Raw genomic sequence first — 24,093 nt, 5'->3', positions numbered from 1 at the left:
GCGCTCGCCGCTTTTCGTCTGCTTGTATGGTGTGGGCTCCTTGCCGGCTACTTCAGGAAGCGCGCCAGTTCGGTCATCGTGTTCAGGTCGAGGTGCAGGAACTGGAAGCCGACCTTGTACTCGTCGCCGCTGAGGATACTGTACATGACCTTGGTGCGGACCCGGATCGGCACTGTCCTGCCTTCGATCAGCAGGTCGAAGCCGACCTGGCCGAGCTGGCCGGCCTGCATCGGCCGCCCCACCGTCACGCTGATGCCTTGGGCGCCGAGGTCGGTCGTGCGCCCGAGCAGCGGCGGCTGCCCATCCATCACCACCAGCGCCTTGACCTTGAAGATCTTGCGCGCCGACTGTCTTTGATCCGTCACGGAGTTACCTTGCTATGCTGACATACAAGCGTGGCATTATAAGTTAAATGCCACAAAGCATGTCTTTACAAGGCAGCCCGGCTCGGCCGGTCAGTCCAGTTCCCTGAGTTTGCTGAAGGCTTCGTCGATACGCTCGACCGCGACGATGGTCATGCCCTCGATCGGCTGCTTCGGGGCGTTCGATTTCGGGATCACCGCCACCGAAAAGCCCAGCTTGGCCGCTTCGCGCAGGCGCTCCTGGCCGCGCGGCGCCGGGCGGATCTCGCCGGCCAGGCCGACTTCGCCGAACACCACCAGCCCGCGCGGCAGCGGCTTGTTGCGCATCGATGAGTTAATCGCCAGCAAGACCGCAAGGTCGGCTGCCGGCTCCGTGATCTTCACGCCGCCAACCGCATTGATGAACACGTCCTGGTCGAAGGCGGCGATGCCGGCGTGGCGGTGCAGCACCGCCAGCAGCATCGCCAGGCGGTTCTGTTCCAGGCCGACCGACAGCCGGCGCGCATTCGGCAGGTGGCTGGCGTCGACCAGCGCCTGCACCTCGACCAGCAGCGGGCGCGTGCCTTCCTGGGTCACCATCACGCACGAACCCGGGACCTGGCTGTCGTGCTGGGACAGGAACAGCGCCGACGGGTTCGACACGCCCTTCAGCCCCTTTTCGGTCATCGCGAACACGCCCAGTTCGTTGACGGCGCCGAAACGGTTCTTGATCGCGCGCACCAGGCGGAAGCTGCTCTGGGTGTCGCCCTCGAAGTAGAGCACGGTGTCGACGATGTGCTCGAGCACGCGTGGACCGGCCAGCGCGCCTTCTTTGGTCACGTGGCCGACCAGGATGATGGTGACGCCGGTCTGCTTGGCCACCCGCGTGAGCTGGGCCGCGCATTCGCGCACCTGCGAGACCGAGCCGGGCGCCGAGGTCAGCGCGTCCGAATACAGTGTCTGGATCGAGTCGATCACCGCCACTTCGGGTTTCAGGTCGGCCAGGGTGCCGAGGATCTTCTCCAGCTGGATCTCGGCCTGGAGTTTCAGGTCCTTGGCTTCGACCTGCAGGCGGCGCGCGCGCAGCGCGATCTGGGCACCGGATTCCTCGCCCGAGACATACAGGGTATTGCGGGTCGCGGCCAGGTTGGCCAGCGCCTGCAGCAGCAGCGTCGACTTGCCGATGCCGGGGTCGCCGCCGATCAGCACGACGCCGCCAGCGACCAGGCCGCCGCCCAGCACGCGGTCGAATTCCTCGATGCCGGTGCCGAAGCGCGGCACGTCGATCGCCTCGATGTCGGCGAGCGACAGCACCGGCGCGGTCTGGGCCAGACTCTTGTGCATGCCCGGCGTCTGCGACATGCGGTTCAGGCCGGCGGTCTCGACCTGCTCGGTCATCGTGTTCCAGGCCTTGCATTCCGGGCACTGGCCGCTCCAGCGGGTGGCGACGGCGCCGCATTCGCTGCAGACGAAACTGGTACGTGGTTTTGCCATTCTCTCGTGTTCGTGTGTATATATATTAGTCAGTTAGGAGTGCCTGAAAACGGCCGCAGGGCAAGGCGCATCGTCGAAGACAGTACTTTAGTACGGCGAGACGAATGCAACGCCGCCATGCGGCCGTTTTCGGGCGATCCTAGTCGGTACCCAAGCGGCCTTCGGCTACGCGCACGCGCGGCGCCAGCGCGCACATCAATTCGTAGCCGATCGTGCCGGCGGCCTGCGCCACCTCGTCCACGGGCAAGCCATCGCCCCACAGCGTGACCTTGCTGCCGACCCGGGCATTGCGGATCGGCGTCAGGTCGACGGTCATCATGTCCATCGACACGCGGCCGACCAGCGAAGTTCGCACGCCGTCGACCAGCACCGGGGTACCGTGTTCGGCGTGGCGCGGGTAGCCGTCGGCATAGCCGCAGGCGACCACGCCCACCGTCATCGGTGCGGGCGCCTGGAAGCGGCTGCCGTAGCCGACGCTGTCGCCGGTGTCGAGCTGCTGGATGCCGATGATCTCGGATTTCAGGGTCATGGTCGGCAGCAGGCCGAAGTTGCTGGCCGGGCGCCCGCCCGGGGTGCCGCCGTACAGCATGATGCCGGGACGGACCCAGTCGCTGTGCAGTTCGCCGCCGGCGCCGAGCAGCGCCGCCTGGTGCAGCACCCCGCCGGAATTCGACAGGCTGCGCTCGCCCGCCAGGCCGTCGGCCCCGTCGCGGAAGCGGCGCACCTGCTCGGCGATCGACAGGCGCGGATGCTCGAGTTCGTCCGAATTGGCGAAATGGGTCATCAGCGTGATGCTGCGGATGCCGCGGATCGCGCGCAGGCGGGCGTAGGCGGCGCGGAACGCGTCGGGCCGGAAGCCGAGGCGGTTCATGCCGGTGTTCATTTTCAGGTGCACGTCGATCGGGCGGTACAGGCTGGTGTACTCCAGCATCTTGACCTGCTCGATGCAGTGCACCGTGCTGTTGATGTTGTGCTCGGCCAGCAGCGGGATGTCGGCCGCATCGAAGATCCCCTCCAGCAGCAGGATCGGCTTGACCCAGCCCAGCTCGCGCAGGCGCAGCGCGTTCTCGGTCTCGATCAGGGCCAGGCCGTCGGCCTGGGCGAAACCGTGCATGCCGCGCTCCAGTCCATGCCCGTAGGCATTGGCCTTGACCACCGCCCAGATGCGGGCGCTGGGCGCACAGGTACGCGCCCGGGCCAGGTTGCGCTGCATGGCGTCGAGATGAATGATGGCGTGGAGGGGACGTGGCATGGGCTACAGATGGGGTCAGAAACCGCAAAATAAAAGGACGATAAGGCCGAATTCTACTCCTGACACTGGCAACCCGGCTTGTCGATTTCTTGGGCGCGGCGGTCTTTCATGGTATAAAGCAACCCACTCTTTGTTTTTAGAACGGTTTGAATGAAACGTGGTTTTTACACCATCATGGCGGCGCAGTTTTTCTCGTCGCTGGCAGATTCCGCGCTGATCATCGTCGCGATCGGTCTGCTGACGGCGATGAAAGCCCCGCCTTCGCTGACGCCGCTGCTGAAACTTTCGTTCGTACTGTTCTACGTGCTGCTGGCGCCCTTCGTCGGCGCCTTTGCCGACGCCTGGCTGAAGGGCCGGGTGATGTTCATCGCCAACTTCATCAAGGTACTGGGCTGCTCGCTGATCTTCTTCGGCGTGCATCCGCTGCTCGTGTGCGCCGTGGTCGGCTTTGGCGCCGCCGTGTATTCGCCGGCCAAGTACGGCATCCTGACCGAACTGCTGCCGCCCGAAAAACTGGTGGTCGCGAACGCCTGGGTCGAGGGCTTGACGGTGCTGTCGATCATCCTCGGCACCGTGATGGGCGGCGCCCTGGTCAGCCCGACCGGCATCAGCTGGCTGCTGGGCCTCGGCGCGCCGCTGCTGGATACGCCGGGCAATGCCCAGTTGTCGGTGCTGATCGCCGTGTACGCGGTGGCCGCCATCTTCAACCTGCGCATTCCGGATACCGGCGCCCGCTACGAGCACCAGGAACGCAATCCAGTGCAGTTGATCGCCGACTTCGCCAACTGCTCGGCCACGCTGTGGAAAGACAAGCTGGGCCAGGTCTCGCTGGCAATGACCACCCTGTTCTGGGGCGCCGGCGCGACGCTGCAGCTGATCGTGCTGAAATGGGCCGAGCGCTCGCTGCACATGCCGCTCGATAAGGCCACGACCCTGATCGGCGTGGTCGCGATCGGCGTCTCGGTGGGCGCGGCGATGGCCGCCAAGATGATCCCGCTGAAGAAAGCACTGACCGTGATCCCGCTCGGCATCGCCATGGGCTTCGTGGTCACCATCATGACGCTGGTGCATGCGACCGCGATCGCGGTGCCGCTGCTCCTGATCATCGGCCTGCTGTCCGGCTTCTTCCTGGTGCCGATGAACGCGCTGCTGCAGCACCGCGGCTACGTGCTGATGAGCGCCGGCCATTCGATCGCGGTGCAGAACTTCAACGAGAACCTGTCGATCCTGACCATGTCGGCGCTGTACGCCGTGATGATCACGCTGAATCTCGACCTGAACATCATCATCGTCCTGTTCGGCCTGTTCCTGGCCGGCATCAGCTGGCTGGTCCTGCGCCGCCACCACCATAATCAGCGCGAACACGACTCGCTGCGCCTAATCGGCGAACACAAGCACTGATCATGGGTGCAGGCGGGTGGCGCGTTCGCGCCAGTCGTCCGGGACGATGAAGCCGCGGTCGACTTCGACGATGCCGTCCTGCCCTTCGCGCACCAGCGCGACCAGCACCGGGGTGTTGTAGTGCGCGAAATGGTCGGCCAGTTCGGCCTGCAACTGGGTACGGTCCAGTATCCAGGTGGCGGACGGCGCGCCGAACGGCGCCAGCCATTGCAGGCGCGGCAGGATCAGGAAGCGCTCGCTGTCGAGCATGCCGGTTTCGCTCGCCGCGCACCAGAAGCCGCGGCAGTGGCGCGCCGCGATCCCTTTCATCTCCATGTAGGTGCCGGCCGGGTAGAACAGCCAGCCCTTGATCAGAGCGCGCGCCGCCGTCACCGGACGCGGCAGGATGGCTTGCGCGGCCGGATGCGATCCCAGCGTCAGCTGGCGGTCGAACACCTTGCGCATCTTGCGGCCCAGGCTGTCGGCCAGGTTGGGGCCGACGAAGGTGTCGAAGGCGGCAAGTTCGGCGGCATGCGCATCGCCCCCCTGGTCGCCCTGCAGCAGGTAGAACTTGGTCGCGAACTCGATATGCTCGACCCCGTCCGGCCCGGCATCGAGCAGGAAGTCGAATTCGCCGACGGTGTCGTTGCGGCTGGCGCGTACCTGCAGGCCGTGCGCCACCAGCCGGCCCTGCTCGGCGAAATAGAAGGCCATCAGCTTTTCGGCATACAGGCCGAGACGCGTGATCATTTTGGTGCCGAGGACGGCGTCGAGCCGCGCCGGATCGGCGTCCAGCGCCGCCAGCCAGGATGCCGTCTCCGGCGTCACCGGCCCCAGCGTGGCGATGCGCCCTTCCCAGTGCGGATCGTGGACGTCGAGCAGGTCGGGCGCATCCAGCAGCCAGGCCAGCGCCCGCACCCGGGCGCGCCGCAGGTGGCCCCAGCGGCGCTCGAAACAGGCCTGGTAATTGTCAGCCGGGGCGTCCACCGGACGCTCCGCCGGCAGCCCTGGCCCGGCACAGGTCGGCCCAGGCCTGGGCCTTGTCCGTGCCGCGCCGCAGCAGCTCGCCCGGATGGAGGCTGGCGACCAGCCTGACCTCGCCCGGCACCGAAGCCAGCGCATGGACCTGTCCGCGTACCCCGGCCAGCGGCGTCGCCAGCGGCCGTCCGAGCAGGGTGTTGGCGGCGATCTGCCCCAGCGTCATCACGGTGCCGGCCCCGGTCAGGGCCAGTTCGCGCTCGAGATAAGGACGGCAGGCCGCCGCTTCCTCGGCGCTCGGGGCACGCTCGGCGCCGGTCGGGCTCAGCGGCCGGCACTTGATCAGGTTGGTGATGTAGACGTCCTGCTGGCGCGACATGCCGACGGCAAGCAGCATGTTGTCGAGCAGCTTGCCCGGATCGCCGGCCAGCGGCAGGCGTTCCTTTTCGTCGGCCGCGGTGCTGGCACCGGCCGCCACCAGCCAGCGCGCCTGGCGCGCGCCGGTGCCGGTGACCGGCGGCCGGCCGTCGCGGCAGGCGCTGCAGCGGCGGCAGGTGGTGATCGCGATGCCGAGCTGGTCCCAGTCCATGACCGCGATTTCCTCGGGCGTCGCCTCAAGCGGCAGCGCGGTATCGTCCCAGGCACTGTCGTCCGGCGCCAGCGCGGACACCGTCTGTGCGACCGGCTGCAGCGGACGCGGGCCCGGCGGCAGGTACGAGGGCGCCGATGGCGCGGCCGGCGGCGCCGGTGGACGGGCTGCCTCGGCCGGCGCCGGTCGCGCAGGCGGCAGCGGCGGCCGCGCTGGCGGTGGCGCTGCCGCCGGGGCCTCGTCGGCCCAGGCCTGTTCGGGCGCCGGCGCAGGCGCCGGCGGCGTCACCACCGGCGCCTGCGCCGGCGGACGCGCGGCGGCCGCGGCATCTGCATGCACGGCGGGCGCCTCTTCCACCAGCACGTCGCCCTCATCGGGCTGCACCGCCGCAGCCTGCACCGGCGCGGCACGCAGGCGCCACAACGGCCCCAGCCCCATTTCGGCCAGGAACACGGTATCGCGTTCGCTGAATCCGTTCATAACATATACCTCATCACGATCGCATCCTCGCGCCGGCCTTCGTGCGCAGGATAATAGCCCTTGCGCCGCCCGATCTCGGCGAACCCGTAGCGCTGGTAGACCTGCAGCGCGCGCGCGTTGGACGGCCGCACCTCGAGCAGGATCGAGGCCATGCGCATACCGCGGGCACGCGCCACGATGCGGTCCAGCAGGTAGCGTCCAAGGCCGGTGCCGTGGCGCGGGCCGGCCACCGCCACGTCCAGCAGGTGGGCTTCGTCGAGCGCGTACATGAGCAGGAAATAACCGGCCAGCTCGCCGGCGGCGTCATCGTCCGGGCCGCGCAGCACCCAGGCATCGTAGCCGCTGGCCAGCGAATCGACGAAATTGCCGCGGCTCCACGGATGCGGGAACACGCTGCATTCGAGCGCGTACACCGCATCGACGTCGTCCATCACCATCGGCCGCAGCGCCAGGTGGACGGCGTCGCCCTCCGGCCGGACCATCGTGTCCTGCGCCGCCATCGTCAAGCGCCCGCCCCGGCCGCGGCGGCATTGATCGCCTGGCGCTCGGCACTGGTATACGCCACCTTGTTGCGCAGGTAGAGCGGCTGCGCCGCATCGGCCGCCACCGCCTCGCCGCGCGCCAGCGCCGGTACGCCCAGCAGCGCCAGTTCGCGCGCGTGCGGAAGAATGTCGGCATGGGCCGCGGCGGCGAAATCCTTGCCGGCGAACGCTTCCGGATAGGCGGCGAAGCCGTTGCCGCAAGCAGCCAGGCCGGCGGCCGGCTGCGGCGCCACCGCGCGGGGCGCGCACAGGGCCGGCGCGCACACCGTGGTCCAGGCGCCGTCCAGGTAGCGGTACTGCGCCCAATAGACTTCGTTCATGCGCGCATCCAGCACCGCCAGCACGTCGACGGCGCCGCTGCGGGCGCGGCAGGCTTCGGCCATCGCTTCCAGCGTGACCAGCGGCAGCACAGGCAGGCCGGCGCCGAAGGCCAGGCCCTGGGCCACGCCGCAGGCAGTGCGCACGCCGGTGAACGAGCCGGGACCGGCGCCGAATGCGATCGCGTCGCAGTCGGCCAGCTTGACGCCGGCTTCGCGCAGCAGTTCCTGCACCATCGGCAGGACGGATTGCGAATGGGTGCGCACGCCGGAGGATTCGCGTGCCAGTACGGTGCCGTCGCTGCCGCTGTTGCCAACGAGTAAAGCGCAGGAGGCCAGTTCGGACGAGGTTTCGATTGCAAGGATGATAGCCATCCCGTATTTTAACCCGCCGGCGGGGCCGGCAAAAGAACGCGGCTGACCGCGGCGCCGCGTCCGTTGTAAAATCCCGCCCATGCAAGCCCTCATCCTCGAGTCCGACAACCACGCCGAGGTCGGCGCCGCCCTCGCCGGCGGCGGCTGGACCGTCGCCTGCCTGTGCGCCGCCTGGTGCGGCACCTGCGCGTCCTACCGCGCCGCCTTCGACGGCCTGGCGGCGCGCCACCCGGACAAGACCTTCCTCTGGATCGACATCGAAGACCAGGCCGACGTGGTCGGCGACCTCGACGTCGAAAACTTCCCGACCCTGCTGCTGCAGCACGGCGATACGGTGGCCTTCTTCGGCACCGTGGTGCCGGATCCGCAGGTGGCCGAGCGCCTGATCGTGTCGCAGGCCGCGCTCGGCGACGACGAGCTGGCGCGCCTGGCCGGCTCCAGCGGCGAGCGGCGCGGGTGGCAGGCCGATTGCAATCTGCGCGTCCTGTTGACGAACGCGCAAGAATAGATCACGCCTCAGCCGGTGGCCAGGCGCCGGGTGGCCAGCGCGCCCTCCGGTCCCCACTGCGCCAGCAGCTGCCCCGCATCCAGGGGTCTGCTATATAAATACCCCTGTGCCCGGTTACACCCGTGCTGCAGCAGGAATTCCGCCTGCGCCGGGATTTCGACGCCTTCGGCCACCACCGCCAGGTTCATGCTCTTGCCGAGCTGGATGATGGCGATCGCGATCGCCTCGTCGTTCGGATCGCTGTCGGCGCCGCCGGTGATGTCGGCGATGAAGCTGCGGTCGATCTTCAGCGCCTGCACCGGCAGCTGCTTCAGGTAGGCCAGCGATGAATAGCCGGTGCCGAAATCGTCGATCGCCAGCTCGACGCCGATGGCGTGCAGGTCGTTGATGTATTGCAAGGCGTCGCCGGTATTCATGATCACCGATTCGGTCACCTCGAGCTGCAGGCGCTGCGGGGCCAGGCCGGTATCGGCCAGCGCGCGGCGGACCAGCGGCGCCACGCTGCCGCGGTCGAACTGGCGCCCCGACAGGTTCACCGCCACCTTCGGCACGCGCAGGCCGGCCTGCTCCCAGCGCACCACCTGGCGGCAGGCTTGTTCCAGCACCCAGGCCCCCAGCTGGGCGATGAAGCCGGTGTCCTCGGCCAGCGGGATGAAGCGGCCAGGGGGCACCTGGCCCAGCTCCGGACTGTTCCAGCGCACCAGCGCCTCGACCCCGATCAGGCGCCCGCTGCCGATCTCCACCTGCGGCTGGTAGGCCAGCCAGATCTCGTCCTTCTCGATCGCGCGCCGCAGCAGCGCTTCCATGCGCAGGCGCTCGACGCCCTCGCCGTCCATCGACGGCTCGTAGAAGCGGTAGCCGTTGCGTCCGCGCGCCTTGGCCTGGTACATGGCGACGTCGGCGTTCCGGATCAGCATGTTGGCATCCAGCGCATCCTGCGGGAACAGGCTGATGCCGACGCTGCCGGTGACGAACAGTTCGTAGCCGGACACCATCACCGGCCGCTCGAACAGCCGCATCAGCTTCTCGGCCACGGCGCGCGCGCCGCGTTCGCCGTCGGCATCCTCGAGCAGCACGATGAATTCGTCGCCGCCCAGGCGCGCCAGCGTATCGCCCTCGCGCAGGCAGGCCGACAGCGTGCCCGCCACCTGCTTCAGCAGTTCGTCGCCGACGTGGTGGCCGAGGGTGTCGTTGACGTTCTTGAAGCGGTCCAGGTCGATGAACAGCACGGCCAGCTGGCGCCCCGCCCGCTGGCGGCCGACGGCGGCGCGCGCCAGCGCATGCTGCAGGCGGTCGTGGAACAGCAGCCGGTTCGGCAGGCCGGTCAGCGCATCGTGGTGGGCCAGGTGGTCGAGCTGGTCCTGCGATTCCTTGGCCTTGGTGATGTCCGAGAACACGCACACGTAATGCAGCACCTGGTCGCGCCCGGCATTGTCGCCGCGTACCGCCGATACGGTCGCCCACTCGATATAGGTTTCGCCGTTCTTGCGCATGCGCTGGACTTCGCCGCGCCAGAAACCGGTGTCGGCGAGCTCGCGCCACACGGCCTCGTAGAACTCGGCACCGTGGCCGCTGCCGCGCGTGAGGCTGGCATGCCGGCCCACCGCTTCGGCCTCGCTGTAGCCGGTGATGCGGGTGTAGGCGGGGTTGGTGGCGACGATCATGCCGTGGGCGTCGATCACCATCACGCCGTCGGCGATGTGCTCCAGCACCGTGGCCGACAGGCGCAGCTTTTCCTCGGCCTGGCGCCGCTCGCTGGCGTCGGCATACACCCAGATGCTGCCGGCATGGGGCCGCTCGGGATCGAGCACGCGGCCGCTGACCATGCCCCAGAACAGGCTGCCGTCGCGGCGCCGGAACTGCATCTCGGCGCTGTAGTCCTTGCCCGCCACCAGCAGCGGCGCGCTGTCCGCCACCCCCTGCTCGTAGGCCTCGTCGCTGGGGAACAGCGCCGCGATCGATTCGCCGACCAGCCCGCCTTCCGGGTAGCCGAACAGTTCGTCGAAGCGGCGGTTGGCCGAGACAAAATGGCGATCGCGCACGTGGGCCACGCCGAACACCACATTGTCGAGCAGCGCGCCTTGCTCCGCCAGCAGCGCCTCGATCCGCATCTCGTTGTATTTGCGCTCGCTGATGTCGGAGATGATGCCGTCGATCCAGTAGGTGCGGTCGCCGTCGAGGTCGACCGGCTGGCCGCTTTCCATCACCCAGCGCTCGACGCCGCCGGCGTCGACGATGCGGTACTCGACTTCGTAGGAGCGTCCGGCCGCCAGCGCGTCCTTGACCTGGCGCCGCCGCGCCCGCCGGTCTTGCGGGCTGACGATATCGGACCAGCGTTCGCTGGCGGCGTCGATGAACATCGCGGCCGGGTAGCCGCAGATGTCGTCGATGGCGTCGCTGACGAAATCGATGGCGCCGTCGGGACGCGCGCGGAACACCGCGCCGGGGACCTGGGTCACGATGCTGCGGAAGCGTTTTTCGCGCCGGCCGATGTCCTCGAACAGTTCGCCGATCGCGATGCGCATGCGCTCGAGCTGGCGTCCCAGCCGGCCCAGTTCGTCGCGCGAGGCCAGCGCCAGCGGGGTGTCGAAGCGGCCGCGCGACAGGTCGTCGGAAAAGCCCATCAGCGTGCCCAGCGGCGCCACCAGGCGGCGCTGGAGCAGCAGCACGAACAGCAGCAGCGATACCGCCATCTGGCCGGCCAGCACCATCGCATAGCGCCACTGCTTGGCGCGCAACTCCTGCTGGCTGCGGTTGTCATCCATGTCGACCGCCACCCGCCCGATCGTCTGGCCGCGCACCACGACTTCGCGCTCGCTGCGCAGCAACTGGCCGGCCGGCCTGAAGGCCGCGTGGCGGTCGATGAAATCGGTGTCGCCCTGGGCGCGCACGCGCACGTGCACCACGGCCGGGTCGCGCATCAGCGAATCGACCAGCGAGCGCGCCGCATCGGCATTCATGTTCCACAGCGGCTCCTGCATGCCCAGTGCCAGGATGTCGGCATTGCGCTGCAAATCCTCCTGCAGGCCGCGGCGCGCCGCCTGCTGCTCCTGCACGCCAAGCAGCACGTAGCCGCCGAGCGCAGCGGGCAGCGCCAGGCCACCGAGCGCCATCAGCAGCAAGGCGCCGTACAGCGAACGGCCATACAGGCGGCCCAGGCGGGCCAGCAACTGTATGGGAGCAATTTGGGAGATGAAGGCCGTGACAGACATGGATTCCAAGCCGGCTACCTGGGCGGCCGCACTGTGATGGCAGATCGAACGATACGCAAAATCAGATTATGCACACAATGTTGCAATACGTCACTATTTTGTCGCCGTCGTGCGCACATCTGTGTGGCGCACGCCTCGTCCAGGCTTGTTATGATGAAAAATCTTTTGGAGGAGTGAATGATGGAAATTTCGATGTACACGGCATCGGTGCCCGTATTCAGGCAGGTGCTGGGCAGCCTCGCGGCGATCCTGGAAAAGGCGGAAAACCACGCGGACGCGCGCAAGATCGATCACGACGCGCTGTTGGGGGCACGCCTGTTCCCGGACATGTTCCCGCTGGTGCGCCAGGTACAGCTGGCCACCGATTTCGCCAAGGGCGCGGCGGCGCGCCTGGCCGGCGTCGAGGTGCCGCGCTTCGAGGACAGCGAACGCGATTTCGCGGGCCTGCAGGCGCGCCTGGAAAAGACCCTGGCCTTCCTCGACAGCGTGCCGCGCGAAGCGGTCGACGACGGCGCCGCGCGCGAGGTGACGGTCGGCACCGGCGCCAACCAGCGCCAGTTCCAGGGCCTGCCTTACCTGCTGCACTACGCCCTGCCCCAGTTCTACTTCCACGCCACCACCGCCTACGCGATCCTGCGCCACAACGGGCTGGACATCGGCAAGCGCGACTTCATCGGCAGCTTCTGATGGAGGACGGGGCCGGAGTCCGGTTTTGCTTGCCTGGACTCCGACCCCGGTGCGCAGCAGCACGCACTTCTATATAGATATGTCGAAGAGGAACTTGCCAGAAACCGGGCCCTGACCCCGGTTCGAGAGCGATCAGGTGTTGCGGCGCGGGTAGCCCTGGGCCAGGATGCGCTGCCAGACGCTTTCCTTCTGGTCGGCCGTCATCGAGACCCAGTGCGCGACTTCGATCACCGTACGGCCGCAGCCGCGGCAGATCTCGTCGAAGGTGGTCGAGCAGACCGCGACACAGGGTGTGTCGGGGCGCCTCGGCGGCGCGCCGACAGGACGTTCCGGCTGCTGGGCGCAGGGAGGCAGTTCAGCGTGCGGGGCCGACATCGAGCTTGTCCCATCCTTCGTGGCCGAGCTTTTCCATGGTCTCGATATTCTTCTCGAAGATCTCCTCGGCATCGGGGATCGCTTCCACGGCGCGGTCGATGCTGTCTTCGCGCAGCAGCTGCAGGATCGGATACGGGGCGCGGTTGGTGTAGTTCGAGATGTCGTTGGGGTCGGTATCGGCGAACTGGTAGTCCGGATGGAAATTGGCCACCTGCAGCTCACCGTCCAGGCTCATGTCTTCCACCGCGGCATCGGCCACGTCCAGGAACTCGTTGAAATCCAGGAAATCGTTCAGCACGAACGGGTGGATCAGCAGCGTCGTGTCGATCTTTTCGGGGTCGGCGTCGGCCAGGTCCTGCAGCTCGTTCATCAGGGTTTCGAGCAGCTCTTCCGGGGTGCGTGCGGGCGAGACCACGTAGCGCACCTGCTCCTTCACATACACCGCCTTCGCGAACGGACACAGGTTCAGGCCGATGACGGCGCGTTCGAGCCAGCGCCGGGTGGCGCAAATGATGGCTTCATCGTCAACATTGGCGGCGGCGTCGAGATTGGCAGTGCTCATGCGGATTGCTTTCCAAAAATACAAAAAAATACGGGGCGCAGAGAGCGCATTGTACGCGGACTTTGCGTGCGCTCATAGAAGCGCTGGCAAGCACGGCTAATTTAGGAAGGGTAAGCCAGGCCCGCACAAACCGGTCCGGCAAGCGAAAATCGGTTACAAAAATATCAACTTGAATAATTTCTACAAATGCAGTTTTACGGGAGAAATTTCGTGTACACCCCGGTGTATAGGTTAAATTCTCCTATGAAGGATAAGACATACCCCTGCTTAACATTATTAAATTAAACATTTTGTTATCAAAAATAGTAGTCAAATTTTTTTGTAACCGCGCCGACATATTTCTTGACTGACTTACGGACTGGTCCGTACACTCCGTCTTCTCTCGTCAGTTCTGACGTTCCTGGACGCAACACTGGAAAGCCATGTACGAAACGACCCGCACTACGCAAGCCCTGGCCATCGCGCTGCTCCTCGCCCCTGTCCTCGGCCACGCCGCCGACAGCTCGCCGAGTTCGCTCGCCAACGGCAACAGCTCCACCCTGACTTCCGCCGCAGTGGCCAAGGCCGGCCTGCCGCAATCGCTGTCGGCGCTGAAGGGCGACGACTACAAGGACCCCGACCTGTGGGCCCGCATCCGCAGCGGCTACGCGATCCCCGACGTCGACAACACCCTGGTCGCCAAGCATATCCAGTGGTACGCCAGCCGCCCGGACTACCTGGCGCGCACCTCGGGCCGCGCCTCGCTCTATCTGTACCACGTGGTGCAGGAACTGGAAAAGCGCGGCATGCCGACCGAACTGGCGCTGCTGCCGGTGATCGAATCCGCCTTCAATCCGCAGGCGCTGTCGACCGCCGATGCCGCCGGCATCTGGCAGTTCGTGCCGGGCACCGGACGCGACTTCAACCTGAAGCAGAACATGTTCAAGGACGAGCGCCGCGGCGTGCTGGCCTCGACCGATGCCGCCCTGACCTACCTGCAGCGCCTGTACACCATGTTCGGCGACTGGCAGCTCGCGCTGGCCGCCTATAACTGGGGCGAAGGCAATGTGCAGAAAGCGATCCAGAAAAACCGCGCGCAGGGCAAGCCGACCGATTTCGAGAGCCTGGCCGAACTGATGCCGGCGGAAACCCGCAACTACGTGCCCAAGCTGCAGGCGGTCAAGAACATCATCGCCAACCCGGCCCAGTTCGGCGTCAACCTGCCGGTCATCGACAACACGCCCTACTTCACCACCGTCGACAAGACCTCGGACATCGACCTGGCGGTCGCCGCGCAGCTGGCCGAGATGTCGGTCGATGAATTCAAGGCCCTGAATCCGCAGTTCAAGAAGCCGGTCATCACCGGCGAATCGACCAAGATCCTGCTGCCCAAGGAAAACGCCGAGAAGTTCCACGTCAACCTGGCGCAGTGGGGCCACGCGCTGTCGTCCTGGACCACGCACAAGATCACTTCGGCCAAGGAATCGATCGCCTCGCTGGCATCGAAGTTCGACACCACGCCGGAAGTGATCCGCCAGGCCAACAACATCCCGCCGCAGATGCGCCTGAAGGCCGGTTCGACCATCCTGGTGCCGAAGACCAGCGCCAGCACCGGCAGCGACATCGCCGAAAACATCCTCGACAACGCCCAGGTCGTGCTGGAAGCCGACCATGGCGGCAGGGAGCGCAAGGGTGGCAAACTGAGCGGCGTGCAGCGCATCAAGGCCACTGCGGCCCATGCCGTGGCCGAGATCAAGAACCGCGTCTCGGGCGGCAGCAAGGCCCGCGCCAGCGCCAACGGCCGCAAGCACCGCTGAGCCGCCACGCGCCGTCTCCTGCCGGGTCAACCCGGTCAATCAGGCTGCCAACCAGCCCGCTCGCCTTACGGCGTGAGGGCTGGTCTCGCTTTTGCATACCCCGTGCACGAAAACCGAAAGTGATGTATAGTGTCGTTTGTGCGCTGCAAAACGCATGAGCGATCAAGTCGCCGCGACAGTGTACCGAGTAACGACAGCAGTAAAAATCAGCAGCTTCGCAAGCCCCGGCATCCACCAGGATGCCCATTCAAAAAAGCCCTCCCGCCCTGTGTACCGCAAGGGGCCTGAATATGCCGCAGACAGTTGGCGCTTCAGGATTCCCGTAAAAGGTACCGTCCCGGCGCAAAGCTTTTGTGCCGAAATCTCTTTACGTTTTTGAGTCATTTCGTATTGTTGGCTCGCGTTGCTATTTTGCGTTCCGCAGATCGCGTGAACGCCCACAGTTCTACCGAAAGTACATCAAACAATGAGTTTTGAAGCATTAGGCTTACACACGTCCATCGTCAAAGCAGTCTCCGTCGCCGGCTACGAAAAGCCGACCCCGGTGCAGGAGCAGGCCGTGCCTGCAGGTATCGCAGGCCGCGACCTGCTGGTGTCGTCGCAGACCGGTTCCGGCAAGACCGCGGCATTCATGCTGCCGGCCCTGCATAAATTCGCCAGCGAAGAGCCGGCACCGGCCGGCCGTACGCCGGCCCAGGAAGCACAGGCAGCCCGTGCCCGCGGCGAACGCGTCCGCTTCAAGGCAGCCCAGCCGAAGATGCTGGTGCTGACCCCGACCCGCGAACTGGCCTTGCAGGTCACCCAGGCAACCGAGCAGTACACTGCCTTCATGCGCCGCATCCGCGCCGTCTCGATCCTGGGCGGCATGCCGTACCCGAAGCAGATGCAGCTGCTGGCCAAGAATCCCGAGATCCTGGTCGCGACCCCGGGCCGCCTGATCGACCACATGGAATCGGGCAAGATCGACTTCTCGCAACTGGAAATCCTGGTGCTGGACGAAGCCGACCGCATGCTGGACATGGGCTTCATCGACGACATCGAGAAGATCGTCGCCGCTACGCCTGACACCCGCCAGACCATGCTGTTCTCGGCCACGCTGGATGGCGTCGTCGGCAACATGGCACGCCGCATCACCAAGGATCCGCAAGTGATCCAGATCATGAGCGCGACCAACCGCCACGAGAACATCACGCAGAAGGTGCACTTCGTCGACGACCTGTCGCACAAGAACCGCCTGCTGGACCACCTGCTGCGTGACGAAACGATGGACCAGGCCGTGGTGTTCACCGCCACCAAGCGCGATGCCGACATGATCGCCGACCGCCTGAACATCGCCGGTTTCGCGGCTGCCGCCCTGCACGGCGACATGCACCAGGGTGCGCGCAACCGCACGCTGGACGGCATGCGCCGCGGCCAGGTGCGCGTGCTGGTGGCCACCGACGTCGCTGCGCGCGGCATCGACGTGCCGACCATCACCCACGTGGTGAACTACGACCTGCCGAAGTTCCCGGAGGACTACGTGCACCGTATCGGCCGTACCGGCCGTGCCGGCCGCAATGGCACCGCGGTCTCGCTGGTGAACCACGCAGAAGGCATGAACGTCAAGCGTATCGAGCGTTTCACCAAGCAGACCATCCCGGTCGACGTGGTCGTCGGCTTCGAGCCGAAGCGTTCGGCACCGGCACGCAGCGGCAACCGTCCGGGCTGGAAACCGGGCGACGGCCGCAACGCCGGCAAGCCGGGCCAGCGCAGCTTCTCGAAGCCGAACGCAACCGGCTCGCGTGAAGGCGGCGGCTTCCGCAGTGAAGGCGGCCAGCGTCCGGCCCGCGAAGGCGGCTACCGCGGCAGCAATCCGCGTTCGGCCGACAGCGCACGCCGCGCGTTCGGCGATCGTTGATCGTTCATCGCTGAGTTGAGTTGAAACGAGAAAGGCTGCTTCGGCAGCCTTTTTTTATTGCCGGCCAAGTACTTGGACGTATGCGGATAGGCCCGGCAAGCTGCCCTGCTACGCGTGCCTGCTTATTTGCCGCCATTCCTGCTGTGCGCAAACGTCTCCATACGCACATTCAGCAGGTTGTTGGCAAAGCCTCGTACCATCAATGCCTCGAGATCGTCGATCATGCCTTCATTGACCTGATAGGCGCTGAAATACGAGGCCAGGTCGCACAACTCGAGGAGGGTATCCTTTGGCTGGCGCAGTTTTTCGTATCCCGGTTTGAATTCCTGATTGCGGTCCGGGTGACTGACGAGCGCGATTCTCTGGATATTACGTTTCCGAACAAATGCCAGGTTCATTTCCTTCCATATCGTTTGTTCCTTGGCCTTCCCTACATACAGTGCCTGGCCGCGAGAGTCGTAAAAGATATAGATGCCGACACTCTCTTTAAGGGCGTCACGAAGGCCTTGTGCATACAGGTTTGCATTTGTGCCGCCATCGAACACCAGCCAGCTTGCATCGCGGCCGCTGCGGCAGCGCTCGATCGGATAAAACTCCACGATTGGCTGGATGGTCTCCAGCTGCGCTCTTTTCACGGCAGCCGAACGTGATTTCGATAATGCAGAGGCGACCTGTGCCGCGCTGAGATCCTCGTTCCTGTTTTTCCAGTTGATCAAGGTTCCAACCGCAACTCCCAATACCGACGCCAGTTCGGACTGCGAGGTGGTTCCAAGCTTCTTGCTTAATGCTTCAATCAGATCATTCGCTCTCATACCATTTACGCAAGGCAATCATTTAAGTTGCCCAGTGTAAATGTACGCACAGCATTTGCCGAAAGAGCGTATTCAATGAGTTGTTACCAAACAACAACTATAGCGCCCAGATCACTCTGCTTTTTATAGCGCGCAACTGCGGAACCCGACAAAGATATCGTCGCGCTCGGGTGTGAAGAAATTGCGGAAATGCGGCGACCGCAAGCGCGCCGGCGTGGCGAACGACGCCCCGCGGATCGCCTGCCTGCTGCCGAACCAGGGGGCCGAGTACTCGCGGTAGCGGTCGGCCTCGAAGCCGGCATATGGCAGGAAAGGCGATGCCGTCCACTCCCACAGCGCGCCCCATGCAAAGCCCGGCTGGCGCGACACGGCCGCATACTCCCACTCCGCCTCGGTCGGCAGGCGCCGCCCGGCCCAGCTGCACCAGGCCTGGGCTTCATGCAGGCTGACGTGGCGCAGCGGCGCCGCCGGGTCGAGCGCGATGCGGCGCCCGAAGCGCAGCAGGTGCCAGTCCTCGCCATCGCGCGTCCAGTAGCGCGGCGCCGAGCGCTCCTGCCCCATCAGCCAGGCGCGGCCGGCGTCGCTCCAGTATTGGGCGCGCTGGTAGCCGCCGTCGCGCATGAAGTCGAGCCAGGCGCCGTTCGTCACCAGGCCGGCGTCCAGCGCGAACGGAGCCACGCGCACCGTCGACGCGTCGCGCTCGTTGTCGAACACGAAGCCCCGCCCCTGCTCGCCGCCGCGCAGGAAGCTGCCGCCGCCGAATGCGATCTCGCCCGGCGGCGTCACGCGCGGCTGTGCGGATGGCAGCGCCGGCGGCGCCACACCCAGCGTCTGCAGCGTGTACAGCAAGGCTTCGCCATGCATGTCCTCGTGCGCCAGCGCCAGCCGGTAGGGGTACAGGGCGGCGTCGGTGTCGGGTTCGCGCGCGAGGCGGTCGAGGATCCGGTCCAGCACTTCGCGGCAATAGGTCTTCAGGGCGCCCGGCGGCGGCAGATCGAGCGTCCAGCGTGTGCGGTGCGGCACCAGGCTGGAATCGAACCAGTCGTCGCCGCGCGCCAGCAGCGAGTTCCCCTGCGCTTCGCCCGGGCTGCTGCCGGTCGCCTCGCGCAGGATGTACCACTCGGCGAACCAGGCCAGGTGGCCGAGCTCCCACAGCGGCGGATTGACGATGGGCAGGCGCGGCACCCGGGCCGGTTCGCCGAAGCCGGCGGCGTCCAGGGCGTCGTACAGTGCCAGCGTATAATGCCGCGCATCGCGCAGCATGGCCGCCAGTTGGCGCGGGCCGGCCGCGCGGAAGGATGCATGCAGTTCAGTCATCCCTGCATTGTAGACCCAAGCCGAAGGACCCATGCCACACCCGCAGATTCTGATCGTCAGTCCCGCCTCCGCCCGCGAAAACAACGGCAACTGGCAGACCGCCAGCCGCTGGCAACGCTTCCTGCGCGCCGGCTACCGGGTGCGCATCGCCCCGAGCTGGCAGGACGGCGATCCGGTGCCGGACCTGCTGATCGCCCTGCACGCGCGCCGCTCGGGGCCGGCGCTGGCCGCGTTCCGGGCCGCGCATCCGCACAAGCCCGCGCTGCTGGTCCTCACCGGCACCGACCTGTACCGCGACATCCACGAAGACGACAGCGCGCGCGCCTCGCTCGGCCTGGCCGATGCGCTGGTGGTGCTGCAACCGGACGGCCTGGCGCAACTGACGGCGCAGCAGCAGGCCAGGACCCACGTGATCTACCAGTCGGCGCCGCGCCTGCGGCCGTACCGCGGACGGCGCGAGCGTGCCGACATCGCCATGATCGGCCACCTGCGGCCGGAAAAGGACCCGCTGACCTTCATGGGCGCGGCCACGCGGATCGAAGACTCCGCCGTGCGCCTGCTGCACATCGGCGCCGCCCTCGACCCCGGCCTGGCCGACGCCGCGCGCGCCACCGCAGCGGCGACGCCGCATTACTGCTGGCTCGGCGCCCTGCCCCACTTGCCGGCGCGGCGGCGCCTGCGGCGTTGCCATGCGATGGTGATCGCGTCGCGCATGGAAGGCGGCGCCAACGTCATCATCGAAGCCGTGACCAGCGGCGTGCCGGTGCTGGCCTCGCACGTCGGCGGCAACGTCGGCATGCTGGGCGAGGATTACGCCGGCTACTTCCCGGCCGGCGATGCAGGGGCGCTGGCGCGCCTGATCGAGCGCAGCGTGCAGGACACGCGCTTCCACGCGCGCCTGCGCCGCCAGTGCGCCGCGCGCGCTCGCCTGTTTGCCCCGGCGGCCGAGCGAGCGGCCGTCCTCGACTTGGTGGATAATCTCCTTCTTTTTCCGGAACCGACATGAGCGACCTCGACCAACCCATCAAACTGACCTCCTTCTCCCACGGCGGCGGCTGCGGCTGCAAGATCGCGCCCGGCGTGCTGTCCGAGATCCTCAAGAAGTCGAGCGGCTTCCCGGTGCCGAAAGAACTCATGGTCGGCATCGAGACCGCCGACGACGCCGCCGTCTACAAGCTCAACGACGAGCAGGCGCTGATCGCCACCACCGATTTCTTCATGCCGATCGTCGACGACCCGTACGATTTCGGCCGCATCGCCGCCACCAACGCCATCTCCGACGTGTACGCGATGGGCGGCACGCCGATCATGGCGCTGGCCCTGGTTGGCATGCCGATCAACAAGCTGCCGCTGGAGACCATCGGCAAGATCACCGAAGGTGGCGCGGCCGTGTGCCTCGAGGCCGGCATTCCGATCGCCGGCGGCCATACCATCGACTCGGTCGAGCCGATCTACGGCCTGGTCGTGATGGGCCTCGTGCATCCGTCGAAGGTCAAGCGCAATGCCGACGCCCGCGCCGGCGACGTCCTGATCCTGGGCAAGCCGCTGGGCGTGGGCGTGCTGTCGGCCGCGCTGAAGAAGGACAAGCTCGACGCCGAGGGCTATGCCGCCATGATCGCCAACACGACCAAGCTCAACAAACCGGGCAAGGCGCTGGCGCAGCTGGACGGCGTGCATGCGCTGACCGACGTCACCGGCTTCGGCCTGCTCGGCCACCTGCTGGAACTGGCGCGCGGCGCCGGCCTGAGCGCGGAACTCGAGATGGACCGCATCCCGCTGCTGCCGGGCGTCGAACAGCTGGCGCACGAAGGCTTCTTTACCGGCGCCTCGGGCCGCAACTGGGATGCCTACGGCCACGATGTCGAACTCGGCGCCGGCGTGAAGGAGACCGGGCGCATCCTCCTGAGCGACCCGCAAACCTCGGGCGGCCTGCTGGTGTCCTGCGATCCGGGCAGCGTCGACGAGGTGCTGGCGCTGTTCAAGCGCGACGGCTTCGAACACGCCGCCGTGATCGGCCGCATGGCCGAGGGTACCGCGCGCGTCAAGGTCGCCTGAACGCCCCGGCTCACACCACGAACAGCCCCGGATCGCGGTCCGGGTGGGTCGCGTCGGGATCGATGTCGAGGATGATGCCGTCCTCCCCCGGAATGCGCATCGGCAGCATCTGGATCATGTCGTAGCGCTTCTGCTCGGCGTACTGGCGCGAGCCGGCGAAGGCGGTCGACTGCGACAGCCAGCTGCAGGCGGCGATGCCGCGTTCCATCAGGGCGCCGCAGCACAGGCCCGAGCCGTACACCCCGACCCGGTACGAGGGCCGCCCCTCGTTCGCCACGTACAGCGCCGCGTGCACGCCGGTAAAGTAATTGCTGATCGCGCCATCGATGTCGGCCTGGGTCGGGTCGTAGTCGACCGCGAAATAGATGGCCGAGCCGAACGGCTGGCCGATCGTCTGGGTCGCCATCAGCCAGGCCGCGGCGCCATCGGCCAGGCCCTGGGCGCGGGTGAAGAAGCCGGCGCGGGTGCCCGCCGTTTCCCACACCACCCCGATGCGCATGCCGGCCTGCGCCAGCGCCCTGGCCTCGCCCAGCGACAGATTCTTGGCCGCGTTGTGGCTGTAGTAGCGCAGCGCGAAATCGTAGCCCTGCCGCTTGAGCGCCTGCGCGTGGCGCGTCAACTCCAGCGTCGTGTCCAGGCCCTTGAGCGCCGCCATCGGTGCCGTGCGCAGAAGATCAGCCACGATGCCGCTCGGCGTCGGCGGAGCGCACGCCGTCATACGGGTCGGGCTGGACGCCACGCGGCGCCGGCGGACGCACCGGCACCGGCTTGCACAGCAACGCCACCAGGCGCGCCAGCATCAGGAGCAGGATGACCATGGCAGCGAAGGCCAGGGTCACAGGCAGGGGAAAAACAAGGAACAGGTTATGGCTCATCACATCTCCCGATCAGGTTTTTCTTGACGCCGCTTGGCGCGGCGCAAGGGTCACTGTGCCACTGCGTTAATCTCAAGAACTTGATCTTACGCAACGGTAAGTTTCGGTCACAGGCGCCCTGTGATGTCGCGTTAACCAAACGGCAACTCATGAAACGCTTGACACGCCAAACAAAATTCACTTAGAGTGAATAAATGTTCTCTCCACTGCCTCTGTCGACTCTCCTACCGCTCGCTGGCGCCCTATCGCTAGCGGCCCTGCCGCTACGCGCCTAAGCGCAGCGCCGGCACCGCCGGCACCCGCCCGGCCCTGCCGGACACCGCAGCCCCAAGGAAGTTGTACCGATGTCAGCCACCACCGAGTCCACGCCCGCAATCATCGCCACCAGCACCGCCGCCTCCTTCCGCCGCGCGGGCCTGCTGGCGCTATACCTAATGATCGGTTGCCGGGCCTAGCGTCGCGTGGCCCGTCCGGCAGCCAGCGCCACACCAGATTTCACACATCGTCGTTGTCCAGCACACACAAAAGATCAGGAGCCTTGCCATGTTGACCAATCCCGCCGCCAAGTACCGCGCCTTCCCTGCCGTTCCCCTCACCGACCGCCAGTGGCCGAGCCGTTCGATCACCCAGCCGCCGATCTGGATGAGCACCGACCTGCGCGACGGCAACCAGGCGCTGATCGAGCCGATGAGCGTGGACAAGAAGCTGCGTTTCTTCCAGAAGCTGGTGCAGATCGGCATCAAGGAAATCGAAGTCGGCTTCCCGTCGGCATCGCAAACCGACTTCGACTTCGTGCGCATGCTGGTCGAAGACGGCCACATCCCGGACGACGTCACCATCATCGTGCTGACCCAGGCGCGCGATGAGCTGATCCGCCGCACCGTCGACTCCTGTGTCGGCGCCAAGCGCGCCATCGTCCACGTCTATAACTCGGTGGCGCCGGTATTCCGCCGCGTGGTGTTCGGCATGGACCAGGACCAGATCGTGGAGATCGCCGTGAACGGCGCCCAGCTGATCAAGGAACTGGTGGCCCAGCATCCGGAGACCCAGTGGGGCCTCGAATATTCGCCGGAATCGTTCTCGACTACCGAGCTGGACTTCTCCAAGCGCATCGTCGACGCCGTCAGCGCCGTGTGGCAGCCGACCCCGCAGAACAAGATGATCGTCAACCTGCCTTCGACCGTGGAAGCCGCGACCCCGAACATCTACGCCGACCAGATCGAGTGGATGTGCCGCAACCTGAACGACCGCGACAGCCTGGTGATCAGCGTGCACCCGCACAACGACCGCGGCACCGCCGTTGCCGCCGCCGAGCTGGCTGTGATGGCCGGCGCCGACCGCGTCGAGGGCTGCCTGTTCGGTAACGGCGAACGTACCGGCAACGTCGACCTGGTCACGCTCGCGATGAACCTGTACACCCAGGGCGTGCACCCGGGCCTGGACTTCTCGGACATCGATTCGGTGCGCCAGCTGGTCGAGGAATGCAACCAGATCCCGGTGCACCCGCGCCACCCGTACGTGGGCGATCTGGTGTTCACGGCGTTCTCGGGTTCGCACCAGGATGCGATCAAGAAGGGCTTCGCCAAGCAGGACAAGGACGGGATCTGGGAAGTGCCCTACCTGCCGATCGACCCGGCCGACCTCGGCCGCAGCTACGACGCCGTGATCCGCGTCAACAGCCAGTCCGGCAAGGGCGGCATGGCTTACCTGCTCGAGCAGGAATACGGCCTCGAACTGCCGCGCCGCCTGCAGATCGAATTTTCGCGCGTGGTACAGCAGCATGCCGATGCCACCGGCCGCGAAGTGGCGGCGTCCGACATCCACACGCTGTTCGCACGCGAGTACTTCGAGCAGGAAAACGCGGCCTACCAGTATGCGTCGCACCGCATGACCGAGGACAGCGAAGGCGAAGGCGAACATCGGGTGCAGATGGACGTCACGCTGCAGCACAACCGTGTGACCCAGAACCGCCACGGCACCGGCAATGGCCCGATCGACGCCTTCGTGAATGCCCTCGGCCTGGACGTGCGCCTGATGGACTACCACGAGCACGCGATCGGCTCCGGCGCCGATGCGCGCGCGGCCTGCTACGTCGAACTGCGCCTTGCCAACGGCCCGACCCTGTTCGGAGCGGCGATCGACAACAACATCCTGACCGCCTCGTTCAAGGCTGTGCTGTCGGCGGTGAACCGCCAGCTGGCGCTGAATGCCGAGATGCCGGCGGCACGGGCGGCATAAGCCTGTCTGCC

Annotated in this window: 23 protein-coding genes; 9 read left to right on the top strand and 14 right to left on the bottom strand. The window is 66.5% G+C overall.

Annotated elements, in window-relative coordinates:
- Positions 1-47: 47 nt before the first annotated feature.
- From FBX97_RS04085 to alr, 3 genes are all read right to left on the bottom strand, one after another.
- Positions 48-365 (bottom strand): PilZ domain-containing protein, encoded by a 318-nt coding sequence (locus FBX97_RS04085; protein WP_141828938.1) that lies wholly within the window; start codon positions 363-365, stop codon positions 48-50.
- A 90-nt stretch (positions 366-455) separates the two neighbouring features.
- Complete coding sequence (radA, locus tag FBX97_RS04080; RefSeq protein WP_141828937.1) at positions 456-1,835, bottom strand: DNA repair protein RadA; 1,380 nt, start codon at positions 1,833-1,835, stop codon at positions 456-458.
- Positions 1,836-1,974: 139 nt separating this feature from the next.
- On the bottom strand, positions 1,975-3,087 hold the full coding sequence (gene alr, locus FBX97_RS04075) for an alanine racemase (RefSeq protein ID WP_141828936.1): 1,113 nt from the start codon (positions 3,085-3,087) through the stop codon (positions 1,975-1,977).
- A gap of 150 nt (positions 3,088-3,237) precedes the next feature.
- Between alr and lplT the strand changes: the two genes are divergently transcribed.
- Entirely contained in the window at positions 3,238-4,488 is a 1,251-nt protein-coding gene (lplT, locus tag FBX97_RS04070; RefSeq protein ID WP_141828935.1) for a lysophospholipid transporter LplT, read from the top strand.
- Here the strand turns inward: lplT and FBX97_RS04065 are convergent, their stop codons facing one another.
- From FBX97_RS04065 to tsaB, 4 genes are read right to left on the bottom strand one after another with little or no spacing between them, the layout of a single operon-like run.
- A complete protein-coding gene (locus tag FBX97_RS04065) occupies positions 4,489-5,454 on the bottom strand; it encodes a DUF1853 family protein (protein WP_255517285.1) in 966 nt (321 codons plus the stop codon).
- Entirely contained in the window at positions 5,438-6,514 is a 1,077-nt protein-coding gene (locus tag FBX97_RS30340; protein WP_141828933.1) for a uracil-DNA glycosylase, read from the bottom strand. The genes FBX97_RS04065 and FBX97_RS30340 overlap by 17 nt, the downstream gene beginning before the upstream one ends.
- A complete protein-coding gene (gene rimI / locus FBX97_RS04055; protein WP_370457141.1) occupies positions 6,511-7,014 on the bottom strand; it encodes a ribosomal protein S18-alanine N-acetyltransferase in 504 nt (167 codons plus the stop codon). Before rimI ends, FBX97_RS30340 begins: the two co-directional genes overlap by 4 nt.
- 2 nt (positions 7,015-7,016) lie before the next feature.
- The gene (gene tsaB, locus FBX97_RS04050) at positions 7,017-7,748 is read right to left on the bottom strand and encodes a tRNA (adenosine(37)-N6)-threonylcarbamoyltransferase complex dimerization subunit type 1 TsaB (protein WP_141828932.1); all 732 of its coding nucleotides are present in this window, start codon (positions 7,746-7,748) and stop codon (positions 7,017-7,019) included.
- Between the two features lie 79 nt (positions 7,749-7,827).
- On the opposite strand from tsaB, the gene FBX97_RS04045 reads away from it, so the two are divergent.
- Positions 7,828-8,256, top strand: a complete 429-nt coding sequence (locus FBX97_RS04045) for a thioredoxin family protein (protein ID WP_141828931.1) — start codon at positions 7,828-7,830, stop codon at positions 8,254-8,256.
- Between the two features lie 8 nt (positions 8,257-8,264).
- Here the strand turns inward: FBX97_RS04045 and FBX97_RS04040 are convergent, their stop codons facing one another.
- Positions 8,265-11,468 (bottom strand): EAL domain-containing protein, encoded by a 3,204-nt coding sequence (locus tag FBX97_RS04040; RefSeq protein WP_141828930.1) that lies wholly within the window; start codon positions 11,466-11,468, stop codon positions 8,265-8,267.
- A gap of 180 nt (positions 11,469-11,648) precedes the next feature.
- Between FBX97_RS04040 and FBX97_RS04035 the strand changes: the two genes are divergently transcribed.
- Positions 11,649-12,155 (top strand): DUF1993 family protein, encoded by a 507-nt coding sequence (locus tag FBX97_RS04035; RefSeq protein WP_185748533.1) that lies wholly within the window; start codon positions 11,649-11,651, stop codon positions 12,153-12,155.
- A gap of 132 nt (positions 12,156-12,287) precedes the next feature.
- Here FBX97_RS04035 and FBX97_RS04030 read toward each other — a convergent pair whose 3' ends face one another.
- Together FBX97_RS04030 and FBX97_RS04025 are read right to left on the bottom strand one after the other, a co-directional pair.
- Positions 12,288-12,530: a DUF1289 domain-containing protein gene (locus FBX97_RS04030; protein WP_255517284.1), complete on the bottom strand. Its 243-nt coding sequence runs from the start codon at positions 12,528-12,530 to the stop codon at positions 12,288-12,290.
- A complete protein-coding gene (locus tag FBX97_RS04025; RefSeq protein ID WP_141828928.1) occupies positions 12,511-13,092 on the bottom strand; it encodes a DUF1415 domain-containing protein in 582 nt (193 codons plus the stop codon). The genes FBX97_RS04030 and FBX97_RS04025 overlap by 20 nt, the downstream gene beginning before the upstream one ends.
- Positions 13,093-13,514: 422 nt before the next feature.
- Between FBX97_RS04025 and FBX97_RS04020 the strand changes: the two genes are divergently transcribed.
- The 3 genes from FBX97_RS04020 to FBX97_RS04010 all read left to right on the top strand — a co-directional run bounded on the left by FBX97_RS04020 (position 13,515) and on the right by FBX97_RS04010 (position 16,785).
- Complete coding sequence (locus FBX97_RS04020) at positions 13,515-14,888, top strand: transglycosylase SLT domain-containing protein (protein ID WP_141828927.1); 1,374 nt, start codon at positions 13,515-13,517, stop codon at positions 14,886-14,888.
- Between the two features lie 154 nt (positions 14,889-15,042).
- Positions 15,043-15,267: a hypothetical protein gene (locus FBX97_RS04015; RefSeq protein WP_141828926.1), complete on the top strand. Its 225-nt coding sequence runs from the start codon at positions 15,043-15,045 to the stop codon at positions 15,265-15,267.
- A gap of 87 nt (positions 15,268-15,354) precedes the next feature.
- Entirely contained in the window at positions 15,355-16,785 is a 1,431-nt protein-coding gene (locus FBX97_RS04010; protein WP_141828925.1) for a DEAD/DEAH box helicase, read from the top strand.
- Positions 16,786-16,907: 122 nt separating this feature from the next.
- Here FBX97_RS04010 and FBX97_RS04005 read toward each other — a convergent pair whose 3' ends face one another.
- The gene (locus tag FBX97_RS04005) at positions 16,908-17,597 is read right to left on the bottom strand and encodes a helix-turn-helix domain-containing protein (protein WP_141828924.1); all 690 of its coding nucleotides are present in this window, start codon (positions 17,595-17,597) and stop codon (positions 16,908-16,910) included.
- Between the two features lie 123 nt (positions 17,598-17,720).
- Complete coding sequence (gene senA / locus FBX97_RS04000; protein ID WP_185748465.1) at positions 17,721-18,914, bottom strand: selenoneine synthase SenA; 1,194 nt, start codon at positions 18,912-18,914, stop codon at positions 17,721-17,723.
- Between the two features lie 31 nt (positions 18,915-18,945).
- Here senA and senB point away from each other — a divergent pair, with 31 nt between their 5' ends.
- Positions 18,946-19,920 (top strand): selenoneine biosynthesis selenosugar synthase SenB, encoded by a 975-nt coding sequence (senB, locus tag FBX97_RS03995; RefSeq protein WP_141828923.1) that lies wholly within the window; start codon positions 18,946-18,948, stop codon positions 19,918-19,920.
- A complete protein-coding gene (gene selD, locus FBX97_RS03990; protein ID WP_141828922.1) occupies positions 19,917-20,969 on the top strand; it encodes a selenide, water dikinase SelD in 1,053 nt (350 codons plus the stop codon). Before senB ends, selD begins: the two co-directional genes overlap by 4 nt.
- Before the next feature lie 10 nt (positions 20,970-20,979).
- On the opposite strand, the gene FBX97_RS03985 is transcribed toward selD, so the two are convergent.
- Entirely contained in the window at positions 20,980-21,651 is a 672-nt protein-coding gene (locus FBX97_RS03985; protein ID WP_185748464.1) for a DUF1906 domain-containing protein, read from the bottom strand.
- Positions 21,644-21,844, bottom strand: a complete 201-nt coding sequence (locus tag FBX97_RS03980) for a hypothetical protein (RefSeq protein ID WP_141828920.1) — start codon at positions 21,842-21,844, stop codon at positions 21,644-21,646. The genes FBX97_RS03985 and FBX97_RS03980 overlap by 8 nt, the downstream gene beginning before the upstream one ends.
- Positions 21,845-22,387: 543 nt before the next feature.
- On the opposite strand from FBX97_RS03980, the gene leuA reads away from it, so the two are divergent.
- Positions 22,388-24,082: a 2-isopropylmalate synthase gene (leuA, locus tag FBX97_RS03975; RefSeq protein WP_141828919.1), complete on the top strand. Its 1,695-nt coding sequence runs from the start codon at positions 22,388-22,390 to the stop codon at positions 24,080-24,082.
- Positions 24,083-24,093: the final 11 nt, after the last annotated feature.

This window comes from Herbaspirillum sp. SJZ107, assembly GCF_006715485.1.
GTDB lineage: Bacteria > Pseudomonadota > Gammaproteobacteria > Burkholderiales > Burkholderiaceae_D > Telluria.
The sequence above is the reverse complement of the archived record's forward strand: the minus strand, read 5'-3'. Positions and strand labels throughout refer to the sequence as shown.